This is a genomic window from Variovorax sp. PBL-E5 (assembly GCF_901827185.1).
Classification (GTDB): Bacteria; Pseudomonadota; Gammaproteobacteria; order Burkholderiales; family Burkholderiaceae_C; genus Variovorax.
This window is the reverse complement of record NZ_LR594671.1, coordinates 4,855,078-4,878,752: the sequence shown is the minus strand read 5'-3', so window position 1 is coordinate 4,878,752 and position 23,675 is coordinate 4,855,078. Positions and strand designations below refer to the sequence as shown.

General features: G+C 68.2%; 20 protein-coding genes. 13 read left to right on the top strand and 7 right to left on the bottom strand.

Going from position 1 to position 23,675, the window contains the following annotated elements; translation table 11 throughout:
• Positions 1-105: 105 nt before the first annotated feature.
• From WDLP6_RS23815 to WDLP6_RS23765, 11 genes are all read left to right on the top strand, one after another.
• Positions 106-918, top strand: coding sequence for an SDR family oxidoreductase (locus WDLP6_RS23815; RefSeq protein WP_162594337.1), 813 nt, complete (start codon positions 106-108; stop codon positions 916-918).
• Positions 919-928: 10 nt separating this feature from the next.
• The gene (locus WDLP6_RS23810; protein WP_162594336.1) at positions 929-1,957 is read left to right on the top strand and encodes an oxidoreductase; all 1,029 of its coding nucleotides are present in this window, start codon (positions 929-931) and stop codon (positions 1,955-1,957) included.
• 50 nt (positions 1,958-2,007) lie between these two features.
• A complete protein-coding gene (locus WDLP6_RS23805; RefSeq protein ID WP_162594335.1) occupies positions 2,008-3,780 on the top strand; it encodes a thiamine pyrophosphate-binding protein in 1,773 nt (590 codons plus the stop codon).
• Between the two features lie 33 nt (positions 3,781-3,813).
• The gene (locus WDLP6_RS23800; RefSeq protein ID WP_162594334.1) at positions 3,814-4,602 is read left to right on the top strand and encodes an SDR family NAD(P)-dependent oxidoreductase; all 789 of its coding nucleotides are present in this window, start codon (positions 3,814-3,816) and stop codon (positions 4,600-4,602) included.
• A 93-nt stretch (positions 4,603-4,695) separates the two neighbouring features.
• On the top strand, positions 4,696-5,736 hold the full coding sequence (locus WDLP6_RS23795; protein ID WP_162594333.1) for a sugar ABC transporter substrate-binding protein: 1,041 nt from the start codon (positions 4,696-4,698) through the stop codon (positions 5,734-5,736).
• Between the two features lie 12 nt (positions 5,737-5,748).
• A complete protein-coding gene (locus WDLP6_RS23790) occupies positions 5,749-7,293 on the top strand; it encodes a sugar ABC transporter ATP-binding protein (protein ID WP_162594332.1) in 1,545 nt (514 codons plus the stop codon).
• Positions 7,290-8,285 carry an ABC transporter permease gene (locus WDLP6_RS23785; protein ID WP_162594331.1) on the top strand — a complete coding sequence of 332 codons (996 nt, stop codon included), beginning with the start codon at positions 7,290-7,292 and terminating at the stop codon, positions 8,283-8,285. The genes WDLP6_RS23790 and WDLP6_RS23785 overlap by 4 nt, the downstream gene beginning before the upstream one ends.
• On the top strand, positions 8,282-9,151 hold the full coding sequence (locus WDLP6_RS23780) for a sugar phosphate isomerase/epimerase family protein (RefSeq protein ID WP_162594330.1): 870 nt from the start codon (positions 8,282-8,284) through the stop codon (positions 9,149-9,151). The genes WDLP6_RS23785 and WDLP6_RS23780 overlap by 4 nt, the downstream gene beginning before the upstream one ends.
• A gap of 18 nt (positions 9,152-9,169) precedes the next feature.
• Positions 9,170-10,618 carry an NAD-dependent succinate-semialdehyde dehydrogenase gene (locus WDLP6_RS23775; protein ID WP_162594329.1) on the top strand — a complete coding sequence of 483 codons (1,449 nt, stop codon included), beginning with the start codon at positions 9,170-9,172 and terminating at the stop codon, positions 10,616-10,618.
• 44 nt (positions 10,619-10,662) lie between these two features.
• On the top strand, positions 10,663-12,165 hold the full coding sequence (locus WDLP6_RS23770; RefSeq protein WP_162594328.1) for an aldehyde dehydrogenase family protein: 1,503 nt from the start codon (positions 10,663-10,665) through the stop codon (positions 12,163-12,165).
• A gap of 25 nt (positions 12,166-12,190) precedes the next feature.
• The gene (locus WDLP6_RS23765) at positions 12,191-13,318 is read left to right on the top strand and encodes a zinc-dependent alcohol dehydrogenase family protein (protein ID WP_162594327.1); all 1,128 of its coding nucleotides are present in this window, start codon (positions 12,191-12,193) and stop codon (positions 13,316-13,318) included.
• A 33-nt stretch (positions 13,319-13,351) separates the two neighbouring features.
• Here WDLP6_RS23765 and WDLP6_RS23760 read toward each other — a convergent pair whose 3' ends face one another.
• Genes WDLP6_RS23760 through WDLP6_RS23750 form a run of 3 tightly spaced genes read right to left on the bottom strand, consistent with a single transcriptional unit; the run spans position 13,352 to position 17,069 of the window.
• Positions 13,352-14,512: a phospholipase A gene (locus WDLP6_RS23760; protein ID WP_162594326.1), complete on the bottom strand. Its 1,161-nt coding sequence runs from the start codon at positions 14,510-14,512 to the stop codon at positions 13,352-13,354.
• A complete protein-coding gene (locus WDLP6_RS23755) occupies positions 14,509-14,973 on the bottom strand; it encodes a hypothetical protein (protein ID WP_232077262.1) in 465 nt (154 codons plus the stop codon). Before WDLP6_RS23755 ends, WDLP6_RS23760 begins: the two co-directional genes overlap by 4 nt.
• Positions 14,970-17,069 carry an ATP-dependent helicase gene (locus WDLP6_RS23750; protein WP_162594325.1) on the bottom strand — a complete coding sequence of 700 codons (2,100 nt, stop codon included), beginning with the start codon at positions 17,067-17,069 and terminating at the stop codon, positions 14,970-14,972. The genes WDLP6_RS23755 and WDLP6_RS23750 overlap by 4 nt, the downstream gene beginning before the upstream one ends.
• A 79-nt stretch (positions 17,070-17,148) precedes the next feature.
• On the opposite strand from WDLP6_RS23750, the gene WDLP6_RS23745 reads away from it, so the two are divergent.
• Positions 17,149-18,162: an AEC family transporter gene (locus tag WDLP6_RS23745; protein ID WP_162594324.1), complete on the top strand. Its 1,014-nt coding sequence runs from the start codon at positions 17,149-17,151 to the stop codon at positions 18,160-18,162.
• On the opposite strand, the gene WDLP6_RS23740 is transcribed toward WDLP6_RS23745, so the two are convergent.
• On the bottom strand, positions 18,152-18,838 hold the full coding sequence (locus WDLP6_RS23740; RefSeq protein WP_232077261.1) for a hypothetical protein: 687 nt from the start codon (positions 18,836-18,838) through the stop codon (positions 18,152-18,154). The two genes, WDLP6_RS23745 and WDLP6_RS23740, sit on opposite strands and share 11 nt — an antisense overlap.
• Positions 18,839-19,049: 211 nt before the next feature.
• Here WDLP6_RS23740 and WDLP6_RS23735 point away from each other — a divergent pair, with 211 nt between their 5' ends.
• Positions 19,050-19,259 carry a hypothetical protein gene (locus tag WDLP6_RS23735; protein WP_162569548.1) on the top strand — a complete coding sequence of 70 codons (210 nt, stop codon included), beginning with the start codon at positions 19,050-19,052 and terminating at the stop codon, positions 19,257-19,259.
• Between the two features lie 21 nt (positions 19,260-19,280).
• Here WDLP6_RS23735 and priA read toward each other — a convergent pair whose 3' ends face one another.
• The 3 genes from priA to WDLP6_RS23720 form a co-directional block, all read right to left on the bottom strand.
• Positions 19,281-21,386, bottom strand: a complete 2,106-nt coding sequence (priA, locus tag WDLP6_RS23730) for a replication restart helicase PriA (RefSeq protein WP_162594323.1) — start codon at positions 21,384-21,386, stop codon at positions 19,281-19,283.
• A 370-nt stretch (positions 21,387-21,756) separates the two neighbouring features.
• A complete protein-coding gene (hemE, locus tag WDLP6_RS23725) occupies positions 21,757-22,860 on the bottom strand; it encodes a uroporphyrinogen decarboxylase (RefSeq protein ID WP_162594322.1) in 1,104 nt (367 codons plus the stop codon).
• 31 nt (positions 22,861-22,891) lie between these two features.
• Complete coding sequence (locus WDLP6_RS23720) at positions 22,892-23,584, bottom strand: thioredoxin family protein (RefSeq protein ID WP_162594321.1); 693 nt, start codon at positions 23,582-23,584, stop codon at positions 22,892-22,894.
• Positions 23,585-23,675 lie beyond the last annotated feature (91 nt).

The following is a 23,675-nucleotide window of genomic DNA, read 5'->3' as shown; positions in this document are numbered from 1 at the left end:
GCTCGCCTTGGTTATAGAAGTAAATTCCTTTTATAAAATTATTGACGGAAGAGAATTCCATGCATAAGATTCCCGCACCGATGAACGACGCAACAGGAGCCGCCCATGTCTGAGTCCAAGCTCGCCGGCCGCGTGGCCGTGGTCACCGGCGGCTCCTATGGCATCGGCCGCGCCACTGCGCTGCGGCTCGCGCAGGAAGGCGCCTCGGTCGCCATCCTGGCGCGCGGTGCGGAGCGCCTGGCCGACACCATCGCGCTGCTCGAACCCATCGGCGGCGCCGACCGCTGCCTGGCCGTGCAGGCCGACGTCAGCATTCCCGACAGCGTGGCCGCCGCCTTCGATCAGGTGCGCCAGCGCTTCGGCAGCTTCGACATCGTCGTCAGCAACGCCGGCTCGCACTTCGGCGCACCGATCGAGGACACCAGCGTCGAACAATGGCGCCTGATGCTCGAGACCCATGCGGGCGGTTCCTTCCTCGTCAGCCAGCAGGCCTTTCGCGAATGGAAGCGGCGCGGCCACGGCGGCCAGCTGGTCTTCGTGACCAGCAAGTCGGCCGTCGCCGCCACGCCCAAGGCCGCGGCCTACAGCGCGGCCAAGGCCGCGCAGCTGCACCTCGGCCGCTGCCTTGCGGAAGAGGGCGGCCCCTTCGGCATCCGCGTGAACATGGTGCTGCCCGACGGCGTGATCCGCGGCACCGGCATCTTCACGCCCGAGCAGCGCATCGTCGCCGCGCGCCGCCATGGCGTCGCGCCCGAGCAGCTCGAGGATTTCTACCGCCAGCGCAACGCGCTCAAGGTCAGCATCACGCCGGAAGAGGTCGCCAAGGCGGTGCTGTTCCTGTGCTGCGACGACAGCGCCGTGATCAACGGCGCCGCCCTCACGGTCGACGGCGGTGTGGCCGGCGGCTATCTGCGCTAGGACCCGCTACATGCTTTTCACACCCATCGAATTCCGCGACCTGCAGGCGCGCAACCGCCTGATGATGTCTGCGATGTGCCAGTACATCGCCGACGACGGCTTTGCGAACGACTGGCACCCGACCCACTATGCGAGCCGCGCGGTCGGCCAGGCCGGCTTCATCTCGCTGGAGATGACCGCGGTGCATCCGCTCGGCCGCATCACGCCCGGCTGCCTGGGCATCTGGAAGGACGAGCACGTGCCCGGCTTGCGCGGCATCGCCCGCGCCTGCCAGCAGCACGGCGCCAAGGTCGGCGTGCAGCTCGGCCACGCGGGCCGCAAGGGCGAGTTCTTCGACCAGGGGCTGGTGGGTCCGTCGCCCATCGCCTTTGCCGACAAGTGGCCCGCGCCGCGCGAACTGACCCATGCGGAAGTCGGCGGCCTCGTCGACAGCTACGCCCAGGCGGCCCGGCGCGCGAACGAAGCCGGCTTCGACTACATCGAGCTGCATGCGGCGCACGGCTACCTGATCAACCAGTTCACATCGCCGCTCGCCAACCAGCGCGACGATGGCTACGGCAGCGACCGCCTGCGCTTCCTGCGCGAGGTGCTGCAGACGCTGCGCGAAGTCTGGCCGCGCCACAAGCCGATCTTCATGAAGATCTCGACCATCGAGCGTGACGAAGGCGGTGCGCAGCAGGCCGAGGTGGTGGCGCGCGTGGCCGGCCTGCGCGAATACGTCGACCTCGTCATCGCCAGCTCGGGCGCGATGGCGCCGACCAGCGGCATCCGCTTCGATGCCTTCCCCGGCTACCAGGTGCCGTTCGCCGAAGCGATCCGGCGCGAGGCCGGCGTGCCGAGCGCCGCGGTCGGCATGCTGGACCATCCGCTGCTCGCCGAGGAAGTGCTGAAGAACGGCCGCGCCGATGTCGTCGCCGTCGGCCGCCAATTCCTGCGCGATCCCTACTACCCGCTGCATGCGGCACGCGTGCTGGGCGTCGAGATCGCCTGGCCCAAGCCCTACGAGAAGGCCTGCAAGGACTGGAAATACCTGGTCTGAGCGCGTGCCTCGTCCCCTCACTTTCTTGAACACACCTTAGGAGAAAAACCATGGCCCATTGCGGAGACATGCTGACGGAAATGTTGATCGAGTACGGCGTCGAAGTGGTCTTCGGCATGCCCGGCGGCCAGACCTCGGGCCTCTACGAAGGCATCGCGCAGCGCCAGGACCGCATCAAGCACGTGCTGGTGCGCGACGAGCGCAACGGCGTCTATGCGGCCGACGCCTATGCGCGCCTGACCGGCAAGCCCGGCGTGTGCGACGTGACGGTCGGCCCCGGCGCCACCAAGCTGACCGACGGCCTGGTCGAGGCGCTGAACGCGTCGATCCCGCTGATAGCGATCGTCGGCGAGCTGCCGCGCGACTGGCTGCCGCTGAAGGCCAAGGGCGTGGCCTCGCAGGGCTTCGACCAGCTGAGCTTCTTGAAGTCGATCACCAAGGAAACCTTCATGGTGCCGACGGCGAGCTCGTTCCAGGAAATCATCCGTACCGCATTCCGCGTCGCGACCTCGCCGCGGCCGGGCCCGGTGGCCATCATCGTGCCGCACGACGTGATGGATGCCGAATGGGATCCGGCCACCGCGCCCGCGGCCGCCGACGACCGCTACGTGCGCGCCCCGGCGCACCGCGCGCGTGCCCTGAAGCAGCACCTGGCCGATGCCGCGGCGCTGATCGCCAAGGCGCGCCGGCCGCTGATCGTCGCCGGTGGTGGCGTGCACATGTCGGGCGCCTACGCGCAGTTGCAGACGCTGGCCGACCGCAGCGCGGCCTACGTCGCGACCTCGCTGTCGGGCAAGGGCGTGATCTCCGAAGTGTCGGAGCGCTCGGTCGGCGTGCTGAACCCGATGGGATCGAAGGCCGCGCTGGCGCTGGCGCCCGAGGCCGACCTGATCATCTGGTGCGGCTGCAAGGCGAGCCAGAACACCGCCAGCAACTGGACGCTGCCGACACCGCAGCAGGCCACCATCACCATCGACGACGACCCGCAGGAACACGGCCGCACCTTCCGTCCCACGGTGGCGCTGTTCGGCGACATCCGCGAAGTGCTCGACGAGCTGAATCCGCTCTTGAAGGCGAACCGCGTCGACGCCTGGGACAGCCGCGTCGGCGAAGTCAAGGCCGAGCAGGCGGCCGTCATCGCGGGCGACCATGCGTCCGAGGCCGTACCCATCCATCCGGGCCGCGTGCTCAAGTCGCTGGCCGCGCGGCTCGATGCCGACGACGTCGTGATCAGCGATGCCAGCTTCGCCTCGGGCTGGATCGGCCAGTACCTGCCGGCGCGCAAGGCCGCGCGCCGCTTCCTGTATGCACGCGGGCAGGGCAGCCTCGGCTACGCGGTGCCGGCCTCGCTCGGCGCGAGCATGGTCAAGCCCGGCCAGCGCGTGATCACCGTGGCCGGCGACGGCGGCTTCTCGTTCTCCATCGGCGAGCTGGCCACGCAGGCCTGCTACGACATGCCGGTGATCAACATCGTGTTCAACAACGGCGAGCTCGGCTGGCTGCGGATGTGGGAACAGATCTTCTACAACAACACGCGGCTGTCGGTCGACCTGCAGTCGGAGCATGCCAAGCCCAACTACGCAGCCGCCGCCGCGGGCCTCGGGCTCAAGGGCATCGTGGTCGATCGCCCGGACCAGATCGAGGCCGCGCTCGACGAGGCCTTCAACCACCCCGGCCCGTCGGTGATCGAGGTGCGCACCGATGCCAAGGCGACGCCGATCCACAGCCTACGCCGCCGCATCGAGAACCCCAATCCCGAGCAGAAGCGTCCGGGCACGGTCTACGCGCTGCGCGACTGGAAGCGCTCGCCCAACCTGGGCTGAGCCCGGCGCCCATCCACACCAGGAGACAACCAGATGGATCTGCAAATCGAGGGCCAACGCGCCCTGGTCACGGCGTCCAGCGGCGGCATCGGGCGCGAGATCGCCCGCGTGCTGGCCCGTGAGGGCGCGCAGGTGATCGTCAACGGCCGCACCAAAGCCGCGGTGCAGGCAGCGATGGACGACATCGCCGCCAAGGTGCCCGGCGCCAGGCTCGAAGCGCTGGTGGCCGACAACGGCACGGCCGAAGGGTGCGAACGCACGATCGCCCAGGTGGCTTCCGTCGACATCCTCGTCAACAACCTCGGCATCTACGAAGCCATGTCCTTCTGCGACGTGACGGACGATCAATGGCTGCGCCTGTTCGAGATCAACATCATGAGCGGCGTGCGCCTCTCGCGCCACTACATCCGCGCGATGCTGGAGCGCAGGAAGGGCCGCATCGTCTTCATCTCCAGCGAATCCGGCGTGTCGCCGGCGCCGGAGCTGCCGCACTACAGCGCGACCAAGACGATGGAGCTGGCCATCTCGCGCACGCTGGCGGAACTGACCAAGGGCACCGGCGTCACCGTCAACGCGGTGCTGCCGGGCTCGACCCGTACCGAGGGCGTGCGCGCCTTCGTGCAGGACCTGTATCCCGCGCTGCCCTATGAAGAGGCCGAGGCCCGCTTCATGCGCGAGAACCGATCGACCTCGCTGATCGCGCGGCTGATCGACCCAGCGGAGATCGCCGACGCGGTGGCCTTCGTCTGCAGTGCGCGCGCAAGCGCCATCAACGGTTCGGCGATGCGCGTGGACGGCGGCATCGTGCGGACGGTTTTCTAGCCGGTCCTTTTCTTCCTCGCCCGCTGTTGCTGCAGTGCCTTGCGCACGCAGTCGCGTCGCGGCGTTCCCGATCACAACCCGATGGAGACACGCATGAACCTGCAAACAACCGGCCGCAAGGCCCTCATGGCACTGGGCGCTGCATTGCTGATGGCGCACGCCACGGCCCAGGCGCCGAGCTATCCGGCCCCCAAGCCGCTCGGCGCCGGCGCCCAGGCCACGCTCGACAAGCTGAGCTACAAGGGCGGCACGCCGACCATCGCCTACCTGCCGATGGGCACCGAGTACAACTACCACGTGGCCTTGTACGAGGGCATCAAGTCGGTGCCGGGCATCAAGTCCTTCATGCTCTCGCCGTACTCGGGCTCCGACCAGGCCGGGCAGATGGGGATGCTGCAGGACGTGACCTCGCGCAAGGATGTCGATGCGATCCTGATCATCAGCTTCGACGAGCACTCGCTCGCGCCGCTGATCAAGAAGGCGGTCGACGCGGGCAAGGTGGTGGTGATCGTCAACTCCGACATCCCGAACTTCCCGACGCCGGTGCACGGCGTGGTCGGCGTCAACCAGCGCATCGCCAACAAGGCACTCGCCGAGTGGGCGCGCGCGCAGGCCAAGGACGCGCCGAAGTCGGTCGGCGTGCTCGACGGCGAGCCGAGCTACATCGCCACCGAGCGCGCCGGCGGCTTCCTCGACGGCCTGAAGGACAGCAACTGGAAGCTCGCCACGCGCATCAACGGCGGCTGGAGCGTCGAGAAGGGCAACACCGCGGCCATGGACATGCTGCAGGCCAACCCGGGCATCAATGCGATCTACGCGTCCAGCGACTACATGGCGCTCGGCGCCGCGCTGGCCGCCAAGAGCCTCGGGCGGACCAACATCTCGATCTACGGCTACGACGGCGACACGGGCGCGCTGGAGGACATCGCCAACGGCGGCGGCGTCACGGCCACGACCAACACCTCGCCGGTCAAGATGGGCCGCATGGCCGCGCTGTTCGCAGTCGACCTGCTCAACAGGAAGTCGAGCGGTGGCTATGTCAACGTGCCGACGGAGATCGTCTACAAGGGCAACGTGCAGGCGGTGCTCAAGCAGCCGGCCGACCTGTATCCGAAGCCTTCCAAGGCCTACTGAGCGCGCGCGGTCATGGCGACCCGATCCGAACCGCTGTGGGCGTTGCAGGGCCTCTGCAAATCCTTTCCCGGCGTCAAGGCGAACGACCAGATCTCGCTCGAGCTGCACGCGGGCGAGATCCACGGGTTGCTGGGCGAGAACGGCTGCGGCAAGTCGACGCTGATCAAGCTGCTGTCGGGCGTGATCCAGCCCGACGAAGGCGCGATCCTGTACCGCGGAAGCCCGGTGCGCCTGAGCGACCCGACGCAGGCCCGCGCGCACGGCGTGGCTACCGTGTTCCAGGAGTTCTCGCTGGTGCCGCAGCTCAGCGTGGCCGAGAACATCGTGCTCGGGCGCCATCCGTCCAAATGGGGGGGGCTGCGCGTCGACTGGCCGGCGATCGCGAAAGGCGCGCGCGAGATCCTCGCGCAGCTCGACATCCCGATCGACCCGGCGGCGCGCGTCGCCGATCTCTCGGTCGCCGAGCAGCAGCTGGTCGAGATCGCCAAGGCCCTGTCGCAGGAGGCCGAACTGTTGATCCTCGACGAGCCGACGACCGCGCTCGGCCAGGACGAGATCGCGGTGCTGCACCGGCTGCTGCGCCGCATGAAGACGCGCGGCGTGGCGATCCTCTACATCTCGCACCGGCTCGACGAGGTCTGTGAGCTGGTCGATGCGGTGACGATCCTGAAGGACGGCCGCATCGTCAGCCGCTCGGGCGAGACGCGGCTCGACGTGCACGAGATCGTGGCGCGCATGATGGGCACCGAGGTCGGCGAGCACTATCCGAAGGAGCGTCATGCGACGCGTGATGTCGTGCTGCAGGTCGAAGGCCTGCGCACGGCCAACCGCGTGCACGACGTGAGCTTCGACCTGCACCGCGGCGAAGTGCTCGGGCTCGGCGGCGTCATCGGCGCCGGCCGCACCGAGATCGCGCGTGCGCTGTTCGGCGTCGACCGGTTGGAAGCCGGCGAGGTCCTGCTCGATGGCCGCCCGCTGCGCTTGCGCGGCCCGGCCGACGCGATCCGCGCCGGCCTGGCGCTGGTGCCCGAGAACCGCAAGTTCGACGGCCTGTTCTTCAATTTCTTCGCCGGCCCGAACATCACCACCGCGAACCTCGGCGGTGTGATGCGCGGACTGCGCCTCGACCATGCCGAGGAAGGCCGCGTCACGGCGGACTACATCCGCGAGCTCGAGATCACGCCGCTGGCGCGGCACAAGCCGGTCGGCCAGATCTCGGGCGGCAACCAGCAGAAGGTGCTGATCGCGCGCTGGCTGTTCGCCCAGGCACGCATCCTGATCCTCGACGAGCCGACACAAGGCATCGATGTCGGCGCCAAGCTCGCGGTGTACCGGCTCATCAACCGGCTCACGGCGGCCGGCAAGTCGATCGTGCTGATCAGCTCCGACCACAACGAACTGATCGCGATGAGCGACCGCATCGCGATCGTTCAGCACGGCCGCGTGACCGCGCTGCGCGATGCGGCCGAAGTCCGGCACGCGGACCTGGTCAGCGCATCGCAAACGCAGCACGCGGCCGAAGCCGAATCTCCCATCCTTGAAGGAGTGATGACATGAAACGTTCCGTCCTCGGCCAGTTCGCGGGCCCGATGGCCGCGCTGCTGCTGATCATGGGCGTGGTCGCCGCGACCACGCCGAGCTTCCTGGCGGCGGAGAACTTCCGCAACATCGCGCTGCAGGTGGCGGTGCTGTCGATCGTCGCGATCGGCGCCACCGTGGTCATCCTCACGGGCGGCATCGACCTGAGCCCGGGCTCGATGATCGCCTACCTCACGATGGTGCTGGCCGTGATGGTCAAGTTCGAAGGCGCCAGCCTGTGGCTGGCCATTCCGGCGGGCATCGCGCTCGGCGGCGTGTTGGGGCTGGTCAACGGCGTGCTGGTCGCCTATGTGCGCATTCCGGCCTTCATCGTCACGCTGGCCGGCCTGAGCGCCTTCAAGGGCATCGCGCTCACGGTCGGCGGCGGCTCGCCCGTGTTCTCGCTGTCGCCCGATCTGGGGCAGGTGTTCTACGGCGAGCTGCTCGGCGTGCCGCTGCCGTTCTACTACATGGTCGGCCTCTACCTGCTGGCGACGCTGGTGCTGAACCACTCGCGCTTCGGCCGTGAGATCTACGCGGTGGGTGGCAACGAGTCGGCGGCGCGGCTGTCGGGCATCGAGGTGCCGCGCGTGCGCATGCTGGCCTTCGTCATTGCCGGGGCCTGCGCCGGCATCGGCGCGGTGCTGCTGGCAGCGCGGCTCAATTCGGGCTCGCCCAACTATGGCTCGTCGATCGAGCTGCAGGCCATCGCGGCCGCGGTGGTCGGCGGCGCCAGCCTGGCGGGCGGGCGCGGCCACGTGCTGAACACGCTGATCGGCGTGCTGATCATCGTCGTGGTGCAGAACGGCCTCAACCTCAACGCCGTCTCGACCTCGCTGCAGAGCATCACCATCGGCGGAATCATCCTGCTGGCCGTGGGCGTGGACATCTGGCGCGGGCGCATCAGCGCGGTGGTGGCCGGCCGCTTCGTCAAGGCGCCGGTCGTCGCCCTGCAGGGGAGCGCGCGATGAACCCGCTCGGCATCCACATGTTCGTCTACACGCCGCAGTGGGACGAGGCCAGCGCGCGCCGCGTGTTCGAACGCGCCGCCGACATCGGCTACGACTTCGTCGAAGTGCTGATCTTCGACCCCGACACCGTCGACACCCGCATGACCGCGCGGCTGGCCGAGCAGCACGGCCTCGGCGTGATGGCCACGATGTGCGGCAAGCTCAGCGCCGATCTCTCGAATCCGGATCCGGTGATCGCCCGCCGCGGTGAAGCGCTGGTGGCCAAGGCGATCGCGGTGGCGCGCGACATGGGTTCGCCGCTGCTGGGCGGTCCGTCGTTCTCGGCGGTGCACCGCTATGCCGTGCAGCCGTCGGAGATGGCGCGCGAGCGCGCGGTCGATGCCTACCGGCGGCTGGCGCGGCAGGCCGCGGACGCGGGCATTCGCCTCGGGCTGGAGGCACTCAACCGCTACGAGAGCAATTTCATCAACACGGTCGGGCAGGCCGCGGACCTGATCCGCAAGGTCGGCTCCGACGCGATGTTCGTGCATGCGGATTTGTTCCACATGTGCATCGAGGAAGAGCGCCTGGCGCAGGCAGTGGTCGACGTGAGGGATCTGCTCGGCTACGTGCACGTCGCGGACAGCCATCGCGGCCGGCTGGGTGAAGGCAACCTCGACTTCGCGGCCTTCTTCGGTGCGCTCGCGCGCATCGGCTACGACGGGCCGATCCTGTTCGAGTCCTTCTCGCCCTCGGTGCTCGGCCCCGACCTCGCGGGCCTGATCGCGCTGTGGCGCGACCCGTGGACCGATTCGGACGACACCGCCCGCAAGGCGCTCGCCTTCATGCGCGCACAGATCGCCGCTGCGCACGCGGCCCTGAACTGACCCGAGGACACACCGACCATGCTTGCACTGAAAGACCCGGCCCTGCTTCGCGACCGCGCACTGATCGGCGGCGCCTGGGAGGCGGCCGATTCCGGCACGACGCTCGCCGTGCGCAACCCCGCGACCGGCGATGAGGTCGGCCGGGTGCCGCGCATGGGCGCGGCTGAGACCGCGCGCGCGGTGCAGGCGGCCTCGCGCGCCTTTCCGGCGTGGGCTGCGCTGTCGGTCAAGCGCCGCGCCGACCTGCTGCGCCGCTGGTACGAGCTGATGATGGCCGCGCAGGACGATCTCGCGCTGATCATGACGACCGAGCAGGGCAAGCCGCTGGCCGAGGCACGCGGCGAGATCGCCTATGGCGCGAGCTTCATCGAATGGTTCGCCGAGGAAGCGCGGCGCAGCTATGGCGACATCATCCCGGCCACCCAGCCCGGCCATCGCATCGTGGTGCTGCGGCAGCCGGTGGGGGTGTGCGCCGCCATCACGCCGTGGAACTTTCCGAACGCGATGCTGGCGCGCAAGCTCGGGCCGGCGCTGGCGGCCGGCTGCACGATGGTGGTCAAGCCCGCATCGCAGACGCCGTTCTCGGCACTGGCGATGGCCGTGCTGGCCGAACGCGCGGGCATTCCGCCGGGCGTGATCAACGTGCTGACCGGCAATGCGGCGCAGATCGCCGGCGCGCTGTGCGCCAACCCGACGGTGCGCAAGATCAGCTTCACCGGATCGACCGAGATCGGCCGCGAGCTGATGCGCGCCTCGGCGGACACGATCAAGAAGCTGTCGCTGGAACTTGGCGGCAACGCGCCCTTCATCGTGTTCGACGACGCCGACATCGACGCGGCCGTCGACGGCGCGATGATCGCCAAGTTCCGCAACAACGGCCAGACCTGCGTCTGCGCCAACCGCATCTTCGTGCAGCGCGGCGTGTACGACGCGTTCGCCGACAAGCTGTCGCGCCGCGTGGCCGCGCTGCGCGTGGGCAACGGGCTCGAAGCCGGCGTGCAGGTCGGGCCGCTGATCGACGAGCGCGCGCTGGCCAAGGTCGAGCAGCACATCGCCGATGCGACCGGCAAGGGCGCGACCTTGCGCGTCGGCGGCGAGCGCCTGGGCGGCAACTTCCTTTCGCCGGCCGTGCTGACGGGCGTGACGCGCGCCATGCGCGTGAGCGAGGAAGAGACCTTCGGCCCGGTGGCGCCGCTGATTCGCTTCGACACCGAAGACGAGGTCGTCGCACTGGCCAACGACACCGAGTTCGGACTGGCCTCCTATTTCTACACCGCGGACCTGAAGCGCTCGTGGCGCGTGGCCGAGCGGCTGGAGGCCGGCATGGTCGGCATCAACACCGGCCTGATCTCGACCGCCGAAGCGCCCTTCGGCGGCGTCAAGCAATCGGGCACCGGCCGCGAAGGTTCGAAGTACGGCATGGACGACTACATGGAACGCAAGTACGTCTGCGTCGGCGTGGCCTGAGGCCACCGGTCCCTACCCATTCAGTTCAACCCAAGGAGATCCCGATGAACGCAATCACCAACCCCTGGAACCTGCTGCGCGAGGACGTGCGCAGCTTCGTGGCCCGTCCGAAGAAGCTCTTCATCGGCGGCAAGTGGCGCGACCCGGTCGAGGGCAAGACGCTCGACGTGTTCGACCCGGCGCTCGGCACGCTGATCTGCACGGTGCCCGCCGGTGACGCGAAGGACGTCGACCTGGCCGTCGCCGCGGCGCGCGAGGCCTTCGACAACGGCCCGTGGTCGAAGCTCAATCCGTCGGAGCGCGGCAAGCTGGTGTGGCGTCTCGCCGACCTGATGGAAGCGCATGCCGACGAACTCGCGCAGCTGGAGGCGCTGGACAACGGCAAGCCGGTGACGGACGCACGCGTGGTGGACGTGGCGTTCTCCATCGAGCTGCTGCGCTACATGGCCGGCTGGTCGAACAAGATCCTCGGCGCGACCATCCCGCTGTCGAATCCGGCCGAGTTCCATGCCTACACGCTGCGCGAGGCCGTGGGCGTGGTCGGCCAGATCGTGCCCTGGAACTTCCCGCTGATGATGGCGGTGTGGAAGGTGGCGCCGGCGCTGGCGGCCGGCTGCACGGTCATCCTCAAGCCCGCGGAGCAGACGCCGCTGTCGGCGCTGCGCCTGGCCGAACTGGTCGAAGAGGTGGGCTTTCCGCCGGGCGTGTTCAACGTCATCACCGGCTTCGGCGAAAGCGCCGGCGCCGCGATCGCCGCGCATCCCGACATCGACAAGGTCGCCTTCACCGGGTCGACCGAGGTGGGGCGCCTGATCCTGCGCGCGGCCACCGGCAACCTGAAGAAGGTGTCGCTGGAGCTGGGCGGCAAGTCGCCGGTGATCGTGTTCGGCGACGCCGACATCGGGCGGGCCGTGGCCGGCGCCTCGAGCGCGATCTTCTACAACAACGGCCAGACCTGCACCGCGGGTTCCCGTCTCTACGTGCATCGCAAGGTCTACGACCAGGTGATGGAAGGGATCGTGCGCGAGGCCTCGGCCCTGACCATCGGCCATGGGCTCGATCCGGCCACGCGCATCGGGCCGCTGATCTCGGCCGAGCAGCGCGACCGCGTCGCGGGCTACATCGCGCAGGGGCGCAAGGCCGGCGCGCAGCTGCTGACGGGCGGCGGCACGGTGGGCGATGCGGGCTTCTTCATGCAGCCAACCATCCTGGCCAACACGCATGCGGGCATGAGCGTGGTGCGCGAAGAGATCTTCGGGCCGGTGCTGTGTGCGATGGCCTTCGACGACGACGACATCGACAGCGTCGTGCGCCAGGCCAACGACTCGGTCTACGGCCTCGCGGCCAGCCTCTACACGCGCGACGTCAGCGTGGCGCACCGCGTTGCCAGGCGGCTGAAGGCCGGTACCATCGGCATCAACACGCACCATGTGGTCGACGTCGCGCTGCCGTTCGGCGGATTCAAGCAATCCGGCTGGGGGCGCGAGATGGGGTACGAGGCGATCGCGCAGTACACCGAGCTCAAGTCGATCGGCATCGCGTTGTGATCGTCCCTCGCAAAGGAAGACAGGCATGAAGATCCAAGCCGCCGTTCTCGACAAGATGGGCGTGGCCGCGCCCTACGCGCAGAGCCGTCCGCTCGCCATCCGCACCGTGGAGCTCGACCCACCGGGCCCGGACGAGGTGCTGATCAAGATCGCGGCCGCGGGCCTGTGCCATTCGGATCTGTCGGTCATCAACGGCGACCGGCCGCGGCCGATGCCGATGGCGCTCGGCCACGAGGCCGCGGGCGTGGTCGAGGAGGTCGGGCCCGGCGTGCGCGACCTGCAGCGCGGCGACCATGTCGTCGTCGTCTTCGTGCCGAGCTGCGGCCATTGCGCGCCCTGCGCCGAAGGTCGACCCGCGCTGTGCGAGCCGGGCGCCGCCGCCAATGGCGCCGGCACGCTGCTGTCGGGCGAGCGGCGCTTGAGCCACGACGGCGTGCCGCTGAATCACCATCTCGGATGTTCGGTCTTCGCCGAGTACGCCACGGTGTCGCGACGCTCCGTGGTCAAGATCGATCCGACGGTGCCGCTGGACGAGGCGGCGCTCTTCGGTTGCGCGGTGCTGACCGGTGTCGGCGCGGTGGTCAACACGGCGCGGGTGCGCGTCGGCGCATCGGTTGCGGTCATCGGGCTCGGTGGCGTAGGCCTGGCCGCGCTGATCGGCGCGCAGGCCGCGGGTGCGCGCCACATCATCGCGGTCGACCTGTCCGACGCCAAGCTCGAGCAGGCCCGCGCGCTGGGTGCGACGCACACCGTCAATGCCGGCGATCCGGCAGCGAAAGAGCAGATCCGCGAAATCAGCGCCGGCGGCGTGGAGTACGCGTTCGAGTTCGCGGGCTCGATCCGCGCGCTCGACCTGGCCTATGCGGTCACGCGCCGCGGCGGGACCACGGTGACGGCCGGGCTGCCGCCCGCGGGTGCCAGCTTCGGTCTGCCCGCGGTCAGCCTGGTGGCGGAAGAGCGCACGCTCAAGGGCAGCTACATCGGCACCTGCGTGCCCTCGCGCGACATCCCGCGCTACATCGCGTTGTACCAGCAGGGCCGGTTGCCGGTCGACAAGCTGCTGACCGGGCGCCTGCGGCTGGACGAAATCAACCACGGCTTCGACCTGTTGCACGAGGGCAAGGCCATCCGCCAGGTCGTGATCTTCTCCTAGCGGCAGCGTTGGCCGGGCACGCGGGCGGCCCGCCTAGAAATCGACCAGGCTCAGCCCGATGCTGAGCACGGTGCGCTTGCGGTTGTAGTCGACCAGCGTGTCGCCGTAGCCGTAGAACAGCTGCGTATGGAAGCGCAGATTGCTCTTCACCGGGTCGCCGATGGCCTTGAGCCATTCGAGCCGGATCGAACCGCGCCCGCTGTCGCGCAGGTTGTTGCGCACGGTGACGCCGAGGGTGTTGTCCTTGTTGAAGTTCCAGCGGCCGGTGAGTTCGGCGCGGCCGATGTAGTCGGCGATGTCGGGGTTGTCGTCGTTCGCGGGATTTTCGTGGATGCGCTGCCAGATGCGGCCGGTGAGGGTGAAGCTGTCGCCCAGCTCCGCGCCGCCCATCAGGTAGACGCGGTTCCAGCTGCGCGAGTAAGGGAGGCTCTGGCCGTTCGATTGATGCACCAGGCCGAGTCCGCTATAGCGCCAGCGCCAGCCGCCCCAGAGCGCGACGTCGGTGGGATAGACATACATCAGCTCGGGCTCGTGATCGGTGGTGCGGAACGGCCGCGAGATCGCGCCGTTGAATATCTGCCAGGTGGACTGCTGGGTGTAGGCGAACCAGAGCGAGTCCTTCTTGGTCGGATCGTTCGAGGTCAACAGCCCTTGCGCGAGCTTGGTGCGCATCGACAGTCCGATGCGCATCTCGTCGGCCTGGTAGGCGATGGGCGTGCCGGTATGGTCCGGGGACGGCGAGGTCGGAACCTGCGGCCGGCCGTTCGCTGCGGAGAACGAGACGTTGAGCGGCCGGTAGCCGCGGAAGGTGAAGGTGCCGCAGTCGCTGCCGTTCTCGAGCTCCCAGAAGCGCGAGAGCGCGGAGTACTGGCGATCGCGGCAGCCATCCTCGGTCGCCACGGCCACCACGCGCGTCGCCGGCACGGACGCATCGACCGGCGGCGCGGGCTGGGTGCTGGCGAGCACGGGCGGCGCCGCAGGCACCGCTGCCGACGGCAGCGTCTGCTGCTGGGCCCAGCGGTCGAAGCAGGCCAGGCGCGCGTCCTTGTTGTCGGCCAGCCGCTGGCATTGCTGCCAGGTCAGCTGGGCCTCGGCGAGGGGGCTCGGCGGCTTGTCCACGGGCTGCGCCTGTGCACTCGCGATGCCGCCCAGGCAGGCGGCGAGCGCCATGGTGGTGAGAAATGATGATTTCATTGCCAGCTGCCAGTCTTGTTCAACACGAAGGAACGCGTGCTGTCGTCGGCGGCGTTGCGCCAGGTTCCCCGGAATTCCCTGCCGCAGGAGCCGGCCTGCAGTTCGCCCGACCATGTGCCGCTGATCGTGCGGCCGTCCTGCGATTCGTCGATGGCAAGCACGCCGTCGTCGTCGATGTCGCCCGCGAGTTCTGCCGTCGAGCGCGGCGTGTCGCCGCCGCGCGTGATGGTGCCTTTCACGCCGGCATAGTCGGGATGCTTTGCGAGCTGCACCATCGCGACGCCGGGCACGCCATCGAAGCGCGCCTCCCAGGTGCCGTAGAGCGCGTCGACGGGCAGGTCCTGCGCGTTCGACGGGCAAGCGAGCGGGGCTGCCGGTCGCGGCGCATCCTGCGCGAATGCGCCGAGGGAGATCGCGCATGCGGCGATCAGCAGGACCGAGGGCAGGCTTCCTTGCCTCATGGCGCTGCGGCCGCGGCCGCAGCGGCGCTTGCATTGTCCTGAACCTTGCGCGCGAATTCCGCGCGCAGCGCCTTGAGCTTCTCGCGCGGATCCTCCTTCGCGGTGCTCTTGTCGAGGGCCATCTCGGCGATGAAGCGGCTGGGCTGCGCGGCCACCATCTCGCGGCCTTTCTTGCGCCGCTTGGTCCAGCTCACGGCCAGGCTGCGCTGCGCGCGCGTGATGCCGACGTACATCAGGCGGCGCTCTTCCTGCAGCCGCTCGAGCGTGCTGTCGCTGATCTTCTCCTGCCGGCCGCCGTCGTCGTCGAGCTTGAAGGGCAGGAGGCCCTCGGTCACGCCGACCAGCATCACGTGCGGCCATTCGAGGCCCTTGGCTGCGTGCAGCGTGGAGAGCGTGACGACGTTCTGGTCCTGCTCGCGTTCGCTGATGGTGGAGAGCAGCGAGATGGTCTGCGCCACTTCGAGCAGGCTCTTGCGCTCGCTCGCCACGCTCGCGCCGGAGGCATCGTCGATCTGGCCGCCGCAGCGCTGCGACATCCAGTCGCAGAAGTCCATCACGTTGGTCCAGCGGCTCGCGGCGACCTGCTCGCTGTCCTCGCCGTCGTAGAGATGCTTCTCGTAGTCGATCTCCTTGAGCCACTCGGCCAGGAAGGCGCGCGCATCCTCTGCGCCCATGGTGCGGCGCGCGCGGTATTCGAGGTCGTTGATGTAGCGGCCGAATTCGTGCAGGCCTTCCTGTGCGCGCTTGGGCATCACGCTCGGCAGCGAAGGGCTGAACAGCGCCTCGAAGAGACTCAGCTTGTACTGGCTGGCGAAGGTGCCGAGGCTGGCCAGCGTGGTGTGGCCGATGCCGCGCTTGGGCGTGGTCACGGCGCGCAGGAAGGCCGGGTCGTCGTCGTTGTTGACCCACAGGCGGAACCAGCCGCACAGGTCCTTGATCTCGGCGCGATCGAAGAAGCTCTGGCCACCGGAAACCTTGTAGGGGATCTGCGCCTTGCGCAGCGCCTGCTCGAAGACGCGCGCCTGATGGTTGGCGCGGTAGAGCACCGCGAAGTCGCGGAACTCCTTGTGCTGTTCGCCCTGCGTCGTGGCATCGCCGGCGCGCAGGCTCTGGATGCGCGCGACCGTGCGCTCGGCCTCGTGCGCCTCGTTGTCGGCATCGACGATGCGCACCGGTTCGCCTTCGCCGAGTTCGCTGAAGAGCGTCTTCGGAAAGAGCTTCGGGTTGGGTCCGATCACGTTGTTGGCCGCACGCAGGATCGCGCTGGTGCTGCGGTAGTTCTGCTCGAGCTTGATGACCTTGAGTTGCGGGTAGTCGATCGGCAGCCGCTTCAGGTTGTCCAGCGTGGCGCCGCGCCAGCCGTAGATCGACTGGTCGTCGTCGCCGACGGCGGTGAAGCGCCCGCGCTCGCCGACCAGCGACTTCAGAACCTCGTACTGCGTGGCGTTGGTGTCCTGGTATTCGTCGACCAGCACGTGGCCGAGCGCGGCTTGCCACTTGGCACGCACCTCGTCGTGCTGCTGCAGCAGCTTGAGCGGCATGCCGATCAGGTCGTCGAAGTCCACGCTCTGGTAGGCGGCGAGCCGTTCTTCGTAGCGCGCCATGATGCGTGCCGTGATGCGCTCGTTGTCGTCGGCTGCCTGCGCTTCGGCCTGGGCGGCGTTCAGGCCCATGTTCTTCCATTTGCTGATGGTCCATTGCCAGATGCGCGCGGTGGCCGCGTCGGTGGTGCCGCCGGCGTCCTTCAGGATCTTGGTCACGTCGTCGCTGTCGAGGATGCTGAAGGCCGGCTTCAGGCCGAGCACGGCGCCGTCCTCGCGCATCATGCGTACGCCGAGCGCGTGGAAGGTGCAGACCACCACCTTCTTCGCGTCGCGTCCGATCAACCCCTTGGCGCGCTCGCGCATTTCGGCCGCGGCCTTGTTGGTGAAGGTGATGGCGGCGATGCGTTGGGGCTCGAGGCCGGCCTGGATCAGGCGCGCGATCTTGTGCGTGATGACGCGCGTCTTGCCCGAGCCCGCGCCTGCGAGCACGAGGCAGGGGCCATGGAGATAGTTGACGGCTTCTTGCTGCGCGAGATTGAGACCGGAGGACATGAAGGAAGCGGGCGAGCGGAACGCGAGCGCAAAGCGGTCAATGATACGGGGCGGCGCCTCGGCCGCCGACAATCGCCGCGTGCTGCAGATCTTCCTCGTCACCCTGCCTTTCTTCGCGCTCATCGCGGCGGGCTATGCCGCAGCCCGCGGCGGTGTGCTGCCGCCGGCGGCGATCCCGGGCCTCAATACCTTCGTTCTGTATTTCGCGTTGCCTTGCATGCTGTTTCGCTTCGGTGCCGGTTCGCCGATCGGCCAGTTGCTCGATGGCGGCGTGGCGCTGGTATGGGGCGTGTGTGCGTTGGCGCTGGTCGGGGCGACGGTCGCGTTCGGCCGCAACGAGCGCATCGGATGGAACGACGCGTCCTTCGGCGCGCTGGTGGCGGCGTTTCCGAACACGGGCTTCATGGGCGTGCCCTTGCTGATCGCGATCCTGGGCTCGCAGGCGGCGTCGCCGCTCATCATCACGATCGCCTTCGACATGATCGTCACCTCGTCGCTGTGCATCGCGCTGTCGCGCCTGGACAGCGCGGACGGGCATGGCGCTTCCAGGGCGATCCGGCAGGCGCTGCGCGGCATGCTGCAGAACCCGATGCCTTGGGCCATCGTGCTCGGCGGGCTGGTGTCGGCATCGCGGCTTGCGCTGCCGGGGCCGCTGGACCGCACGATCGCCATGCTGGCCGATGCGGCATCGCCGGTCGCGCTCTTCACCATCGGTGCGGTGCTGGCGCGCTCGGCGTTGCTGGCGCGCGAGCATCGCGCCAGCGGAGTCGTCGCCAGCGCGATGGGAAACGGCGCGGAAGCTGCACGCGAAGCGCCGTTGCGCGACGTGCTGCCGGTGGTTGCGGTCAAGCTGGTCGTGCACCCGCTGCTGGTCTATGGCGGCGCGCGCTGCGCGATCGCGCTCGGCGTGAATCTGGGCGCTTCGGCACTGGCAGCGATCGTGCTCGTCGCCGCACTGCCGAGCGCCAGCAACGTCTCGATGCTGGCCGAGCGTTTCGGCGCCGACAACGGACGCATCGCCCGCATCATCCTCTGGACCACCGTCGCGGCCTTTTTCAGCTTTCCCCTGGCCGTGAAGCTGTTCAGGGGCTGAGCACGCCGAGCTTGTAGGGATCGGCGTCGGACAGCACTTCGCAGCGGGACATGTCGCGGCCCTGCGTGCCGTCGCAATAGAAACTGTTGTAGACGCGGCCGAAGAGCGTGGGCGTGGAGGTGAAGAGCACGCCATGGTCCGGTTGCCAGCGCTCCTTCGGCGCGCTGGCCGGGACGGCGGCGACGGCGGCGACCGCGGCGGCGGTGGGTTGAGGGCCGTCCGCCGATGCCGGCGCGGTGATGAATTCGGCCAGTGTCTTCTGTGCACCGTCGCCGCGCCAGCGATTGGTCAATTCGCCGGGCTGAGGCCTTGTACCGATCGGAATCAGCAGGCCGTTGATCTGGAATCCACGCCCGAAGCGATGCTCCTTGCCCGCCAGGAACGCATAGGCGCAGGCGGCGTAACACTGGCCCCGGGCTTCGGTATTGACGCCCGTGGCCTGGATCGCGCGCGCATAGTCGCCGGCGACCTCGGCCGTGCCGCCCAGGGAATTCTCGAAGACGACGGTGCGTACCTTTCCGCTGGCCAGATGTTCCGTGAAGGCCTTCATGGCGCTTCCGTCGAGCATGCCGGTGACCACCAGGTGGTTGCCCTCCAGCGTGACTTCGGCCGCCGACGCGGCCGCGCCGGCACCCGCAAGCAAAAGACCCAACAGAACCACGAACGGCGTCTTCACGGCATTTCCTTTTTGCTCGAACTCGGAGCGAATGTTGCTGCCTGGTAGCTGTGCCAGCGTATCAGCCCATCATCAACCCTGGTTTCAGAATATTTCCTACGCCGTCGCCGAACATCAGGACATAGTATTAAGTATTGCCTTTGGCTAATGCTTCTGTTTTCAGTGGCACTGGTAAAGTTGGCCAAGGTGGTTCTTCGATCGGGAGACTGGCATGACAACTTGGATGCGCGGGGTGCTGTTGGTGATCTGGCTCGCCGGCGTCAGCTGGCTCTGGCATGCGGGCGTGCTGGGAAGCGCAGCGACGCTCGCGGCGTTCGCCCTGGGCTTCGCGGCGCTGGCCTGGACCTCGACGTGGAGCCGGCGCCGACGTTCGGCCCTTCGCTACATCGAAATGGGCAAGCAGCCGGTCAGCCTGCTCTGAGTCGCACGGCCGGCTCGCGGCTCAGATCATGTGCGGATCCACATCGATCAGCCAGCGGATCACGCCCTTGCCCTCGGGCCCGCGGCGCAATTCGTGCAGCATGGGTTGCCACGCCGCCAGGAATCTTTGCAGGGCCGCACGCGAGCGGCTTTCGACGAGCATCTGTGCACGCTCGACATTGGCCACGCGCTGGATGGAGAGCGGCACGGCGGGGTAGCGCGTCACCTGCTGCGCATCACCCAGGCTTGCCGCTGCCGCGCTGGCGGCATTCAGGTAAGCCTGCGCCGTCTCCTGCGTTCGCGCGTCGGCTCGCAGCAGGGCCTGAAAGGCGAACGGCGGCATGCCCGCGGCGGCGCGCTCTGCAAGTTCATCGCGTGCGAATGCAGGGTAGTCGTGGCGTCGCAGCGCCGCAAAGAGCGGATGCTGCGGATGCTGGGTCTGGATCCACATTTCCGCGGTCGCGCCTTGCGCTGCAAGGTAAGCGGCATCGCGGCCCGATCGCCCCGCCGACTGCATCAACAGACCGAACAGGCGCTCCGGCGCGCGGAAGTCGCTGGAGAACAAGGCGCCATCGGGATTGACCGCAGCCACCAGCGTGATGCGGCGAAAGTCATGGCCCTTGGCGATCATCTGGGTGCCCACCAGCACGTCGACTTCGCCGCCGTGCACCGCGGCGAGCTGCGATTCGAGCGCGCCTTGCCTGCGGGTGCTGTCGGCATCGATGCGCGCGATGCGCACGGCGTTGCCGTCGGGCCGTTTGACATCCGCGAAGAGGGCGCCCAGATGCTCTTCGAGTTGCTCGGTCCCGCGGCCCACGGGCGCGATGTCGGGGTTGCCGCACGAAGGGCAGGCGCGCGGCACGCGTTCGGTGTAGCCGCAGTGGTGGCAGCGCAGCGTACGGTCGATCTTGTGGAACACGCGATACGCGCTGCAATGCGGGCATTCGCTTTTCCAGCCGCAGTCGCCGCAGGCCAGGACCGGCGCGTAGCCGCGCCGATTGAGGAACACCATGCTCTGTTCGCCGCGCGCGATGCGCTGCGAGATCGCCTCCAGCAGCGCACCCGACAGGACCGTCCTGGGAGGCTGGAGCGTCATGTCGACCAGCCGCACGGCCGGCAGCGCCGCCTCGCCGATGCGCGAGGGCATCGCGAGGCGCAGATAGCGGCCGCCGGGGTCCGGGCCAGCGGGCGGTCTGCTCTGGTGCCAGCTCTCGAGCGACGGCGTCGCCGAGCCGAGCATGACCTTGGCACCTTCGCGCTGGCCGCGCCATACGGCGAGATCGCGTGCCGAATAGCGCGCGCCTTCCTGCTGCTTGTAGCTCGGGTCATGCTCCTCGTCGACCACGATCAGCCGCAGTGCCGGCATCGATGCGAAGACCGCCATGCGCGTGCCGAGCATGATGCGGGCGCCGCCGCTGTGCGCGGCCAGCCAGCTCGCGAGCCTCTGGGGGTTCGTCATGCCGCTGTGCAGCGACACCACGGCGCCAGCGCCGAAGCGCTCGCCGAATCGGGCTTCGAGCTGGGGTGTGAGGTTGATTTCGGGCACCATCACGAGCGCCTGAGCACCGGGATCGCGCTGCAGCAGCGCCGCCACGCAGCGCAGGTAGACCTCGGTCTTTCCGCTGCCGGTGCTGCCGAAGAGCAGGAAGGGGCCCCGCTCGGCTTCGAAGCTGGCGAGGGCCGCAGTTTGCTCGGCGCTCGGCGCAGGCAGATCCCTGGCGCTGCCGGCGACGGACTCGCCCCGCACGCTCTGCCGCTTGAGTCGTCGCGCAAGCTGCACTGCCGTCAGGTCGCGCAGCGCAGGTGGCAGGGCGGCGAGCGCGATTTCGCCGAGCGAGCGCTGGTAATAGCGGGCCGCGAAAGTCACCAGATCACGCCATCCTTCGCTCAGCGCGGGCAGGGCGTCGAGCACGGCGCCCAGGGCCTTGAGCGGCATCGCAGGCGCAGCGTCATTGCCGGCTTCCTGCTGCGGATGCACCGCCCAGACCACCCCGAGAACCTCGCGGGAGCCGAGCGGCACGCGGACCAGCGAGCCCGGATCGGGTGCCAGGGTGCTCGTGTAGCTGAGCAGATCGCCCATCGCGCTGTGCGCCGGGGCTTGGACTGCGACGTCAACCCGCCAGTTCAAGACAAATTCACGCTTTGAGCGTTCGTTAAAGCAATTTTGAACAAAGTGACTTAAGTCGTTGATTTGTTTGCGCTTTGCAAACGATCCAGAGTTTGTGTGGATAACTTTGTTGATATCCGGCCCCGACTCGTCGCCAGCCCTTGAAAATCAAGGCTCCGGCTGGAATGCACGGAAAAAAAGCAAAGTTCAAATCCCATATGAATCAACAACTTAGCGTCGCTATCGCTTTAGGAGCAGGCGGCGAGGCGGCTCGGATGTTTTTGCGCACCGCAACACGGGTTTTGTGCATAAGTCAGTCGGTCCTCACCGTTTCGTCCTTGACAAACGCGCGCGACTCGATCTCAGGTGCTTACATCGCATAACAATCACCTCAGGCGCGCATGGCACGCGACTGCGCGTGCACGGCATGGACCAGCGCCGCGACATGGTCGGGTGGCGTGAACTGGCTGATGCCATGGCCCAGATTGAAGATGTGAGTGGGCCCCGTCGCGCTGCCGTCGACATGCGGTCTTCCGAAACTCTGCAGCACTTTCGTGACCTCGGCCTCGATGACCGATGGCGGCGCGAACAGCACGTTGGGGTCGATATTGCCCTGCAGCGCCTTGCCGTTCGGGCCTTCACCCATGAGCGCTCTCGCGCGACCCAGGTTGACGGTCCAATCCAGACCCAGGACTTCGCAATCGAGCGCCTGCATGGCCTCGAGCCAGAGTCCGCCGCCCTTGGTGAACACGATGCGCGGCACCGGCTGGCCGTCGGCGCCATCGCGCTGGAGCTTCGACAGCACACGCTTCGTGTAGGCGAGGCTGAAGGCCTGGAAGGCGCCGTCCGCCAGCACACCGCCCCAGCTGTCGAACAGCATCACGGCCTGCGCACCGGCGTCGATCTGCGCGTTGAGGTACGCGGCGACGGCATCGGCATTCACGGCGAGCAGGCGATGCATCAGGTCGGGGCGGCTGTAGAGCAGCGTCTTGACTTGCCGGTAGTCGCTCGACCCTGCGCCTTCGACCATGTAGCAGGCGAGCGTCCAGGGGCTGCCCGAGAAGCCGATCAACGGCACCCGGCCGTCGAGTGCACGGCGGATCGAGGCGACGGCGTCGAACACGTAGCGCAGCTTGCCCATGTCGGGCACTTCGAGTGCGGTGATCGCCGCTTCGTCGCGTACCGGCCGGGCGAAGCGCGGCCCCTCGCCGGCCTCGAACGACAGGCCCAGGCCCATGGCGTCGGGCACGGTCAGGATGTCGGAGAACAGGATGGCCGCGTCCAGCGGATAGCGCTCGAGCGGCTGCAGCGTGACTTCGGTGGCGAAGTCGACGTTGGTTGCCAGCCCCATGAAGCTGCCGGCCCGGGCGCGTGTCGCCACGTACTCGGGCAGGTAGCGTCCGGCCTGGCGCATCAGCCAGACCGGCGTGTGCGGGGTCGCTTGGCGCCAGCAGGCGCGTAGGAAAGTATCGTTTTGCAGAGGCGCGAAGGGCATCCCGCGATTGTCGCAGGCAGCCCGGTCGGCTTCAGCTCTTGTATTTGATCGAGCAGCCGTAGGGTCTGCTGGCCGTCACCGAGATCGCTTTGCCGCCGAAGGCTTCGCCCAGTGCCTGGCTCACGTAGTTGGTGGCGGTCTTGATGTCGTCGACGCGCGTCGAAGGCATGCTGTCGATGCCGCCGGCATACACCAGCACGCCTTTCGGGTCGATGATGAAGAGATGCGGCGTGGTGCGTGCGCCGTAGGCCTGGCCGATCACGCCGTCCTCGTCCATCAGGACGGCGGTGGGCGATGCCGCGTGCTCCTTCATCCAGGCCTCGAGCGCCGGCGCCTGGAGGTAGTCGCTCGCCGCGCGTTCGGTCGAGTTGATCGCGAGCCAGACCACGCCCTTGTCGGTCGCGGCCTTCTGCGTGGCGGGCATGTTCCCGCTGCCGTAGTGCTTGCGCACGAAGGGGCAGCCGGGGTTGGTCCATTCGAGCACCACGAACCTGCCCGCGAAGTCGGACAGCCGATGCTGCTTGCCGCTGGTGTCGACGGCGACGAAATCGGGCGCCTGCTGGCCGACGGCCGGGGCGGCGATGGCGTTCGTCCCCATCAGGAAGGTGGCACCGAGCGCCACGGCCGCAGCCATCACGGCGCGGCGCGAGGCGCGGCTCAGCGCTGCACGCGCGTTGCGTGCGGCACGGTAGGAGCGCGAGTTGGAGGATGACGGCGAGGTCATGATCAGCGTGAACTCCGGTCAGAAAAATTCAACAACCGCGACAGCTTAGAGCGGTTTCCTCATCTGCTTGTGACAACCCGTTGCGGCGCAG

What these genes read in the sequence shown, in the direction of transcription:
- WDLP6_RS23760 (WP_162594326.1), bottom strand. Translation starts at nt 14,512, where the DNA reads ATGAAATCATCATTTCTCACCACCATGGCGCTCGCCGCCTGCCTGGGC.
- hemE (WP_162594322.1), bottom strand. Translation starts at nt 22,860, where the DNA reads ATGCCCTTCGCGCCTCTGCAAAACGATACTTTCCTACGCGCCTGCTGG.
- WDLP6_RS23785 (WP_162594331.1), top strand. Translation starts at nt 7,290, where the DNA reads ATGAAACGTTCCGTCCTCGGCCAGTTCGCGGGCCCGATGGCCGCGCTG.
- WDLP6_RS23810 (WP_162594336.1), top strand. Translation starts at nt 929, where the DNA reads ATGCTTTTCACACCCATCGAATTCCGCGACCTGCAGGCGCGCAACCGC.
- WDLP6_RS23800 (WP_162594334.1), top strand. Translation starts at nt 3,814, where the DNA reads ATGGATCTGCAAATCGAGGGCCAACGCGCCCTGGTCACGGCGTCCAGC.
- WDLP6_RS23775 (WP_162594329.1), top strand. Translation starts at nt 9,170, where the DNA reads ATGCTTGCACTGAAAGACCCGGCCCTGCTTCGCGACCGCGCACTGATC.
- WDLP6_RS23735 (WP_162569548.1), top strand. Translation starts at nt 19,050, where the DNA reads ATGACAACTTGGATGCGCGGGGTGCTGTTGGTGATCTGGCTCGCCGGC.
- WDLP6_RS23750 (WP_162594325.1), bottom strand. Translation starts at nt 17,069, where the DNA reads ATGTCCTCCGGTCTCAATCTCGCGCAGCAAGAAGCCGTCAACTATCTC.
- WDLP6_RS23815 (WP_162594337.1), top strand. Translation starts at nt 106, where the DNA reads ATGTCTGAGTCCAAGCTCGCCGGCCGCGTGGCCGTGGTCACCGGCGGC.
- WDLP6_RS23765 (WP_162594327.1), top strand. Translation starts at nt 12,191, where the DNA reads ATGAAGATCCAAGCCGCCGTTCTCGACAAGATGGGCGTGGCCGCGCCC.
- WDLP6_RS23795 (WP_162594333.1), top strand. Translation starts at nt 4,696, where the DNA reads ATGAACCTGCAAACAACCGGCCGCAAGGCCCTCATGGCACTGGGCGCT.
- WDLP6_RS23755 (WP_232077262.1), bottom strand. Translation starts at nt 14,973, where the DNA reads ATGAGGCAAGGAAGCCTGCCCTCGGTCCTGCTGATCGCCGCATGCGCG.
- WDLP6_RS23780 (WP_162594330.1), top strand. Translation starts at nt 8,282, where the DNA reads ATGAACCCGCTCGGCATCCACATGTTCGTCTACACGCCGCAGTGGGAC.
- WDLP6_RS23790 (WP_162594332.1), top strand. Translation starts at nt 5,749, where the DNA reads ATGGCGACCCGATCCGAACCGCTGTGGGCGTTGCAGGGCCTCTGCAAA.
- WDLP6_RS23770 (WP_162594328.1), top strand. Translation starts at nt 10,663, where the DNA reads ATGAACGCAATCACCAACCCCTGGAACCTGCTGCGCGAGGACGTGCGC.
- WDLP6_RS23805 (WP_162594335.1), top strand. Translation starts at nt 2,008, where the DNA reads ATGGCCCATTGCGGAGACATGCTGACGGAAATGTTGATCGAGTACGGC.
- WDLP6_RS23720 (WP_162594321.1), bottom strand. Translation starts at nt 23,584, where the DNA reads ATGACCTCGCCGTCATCCTCCAACTCGCGCTCCTACCGTGCCGCACGC.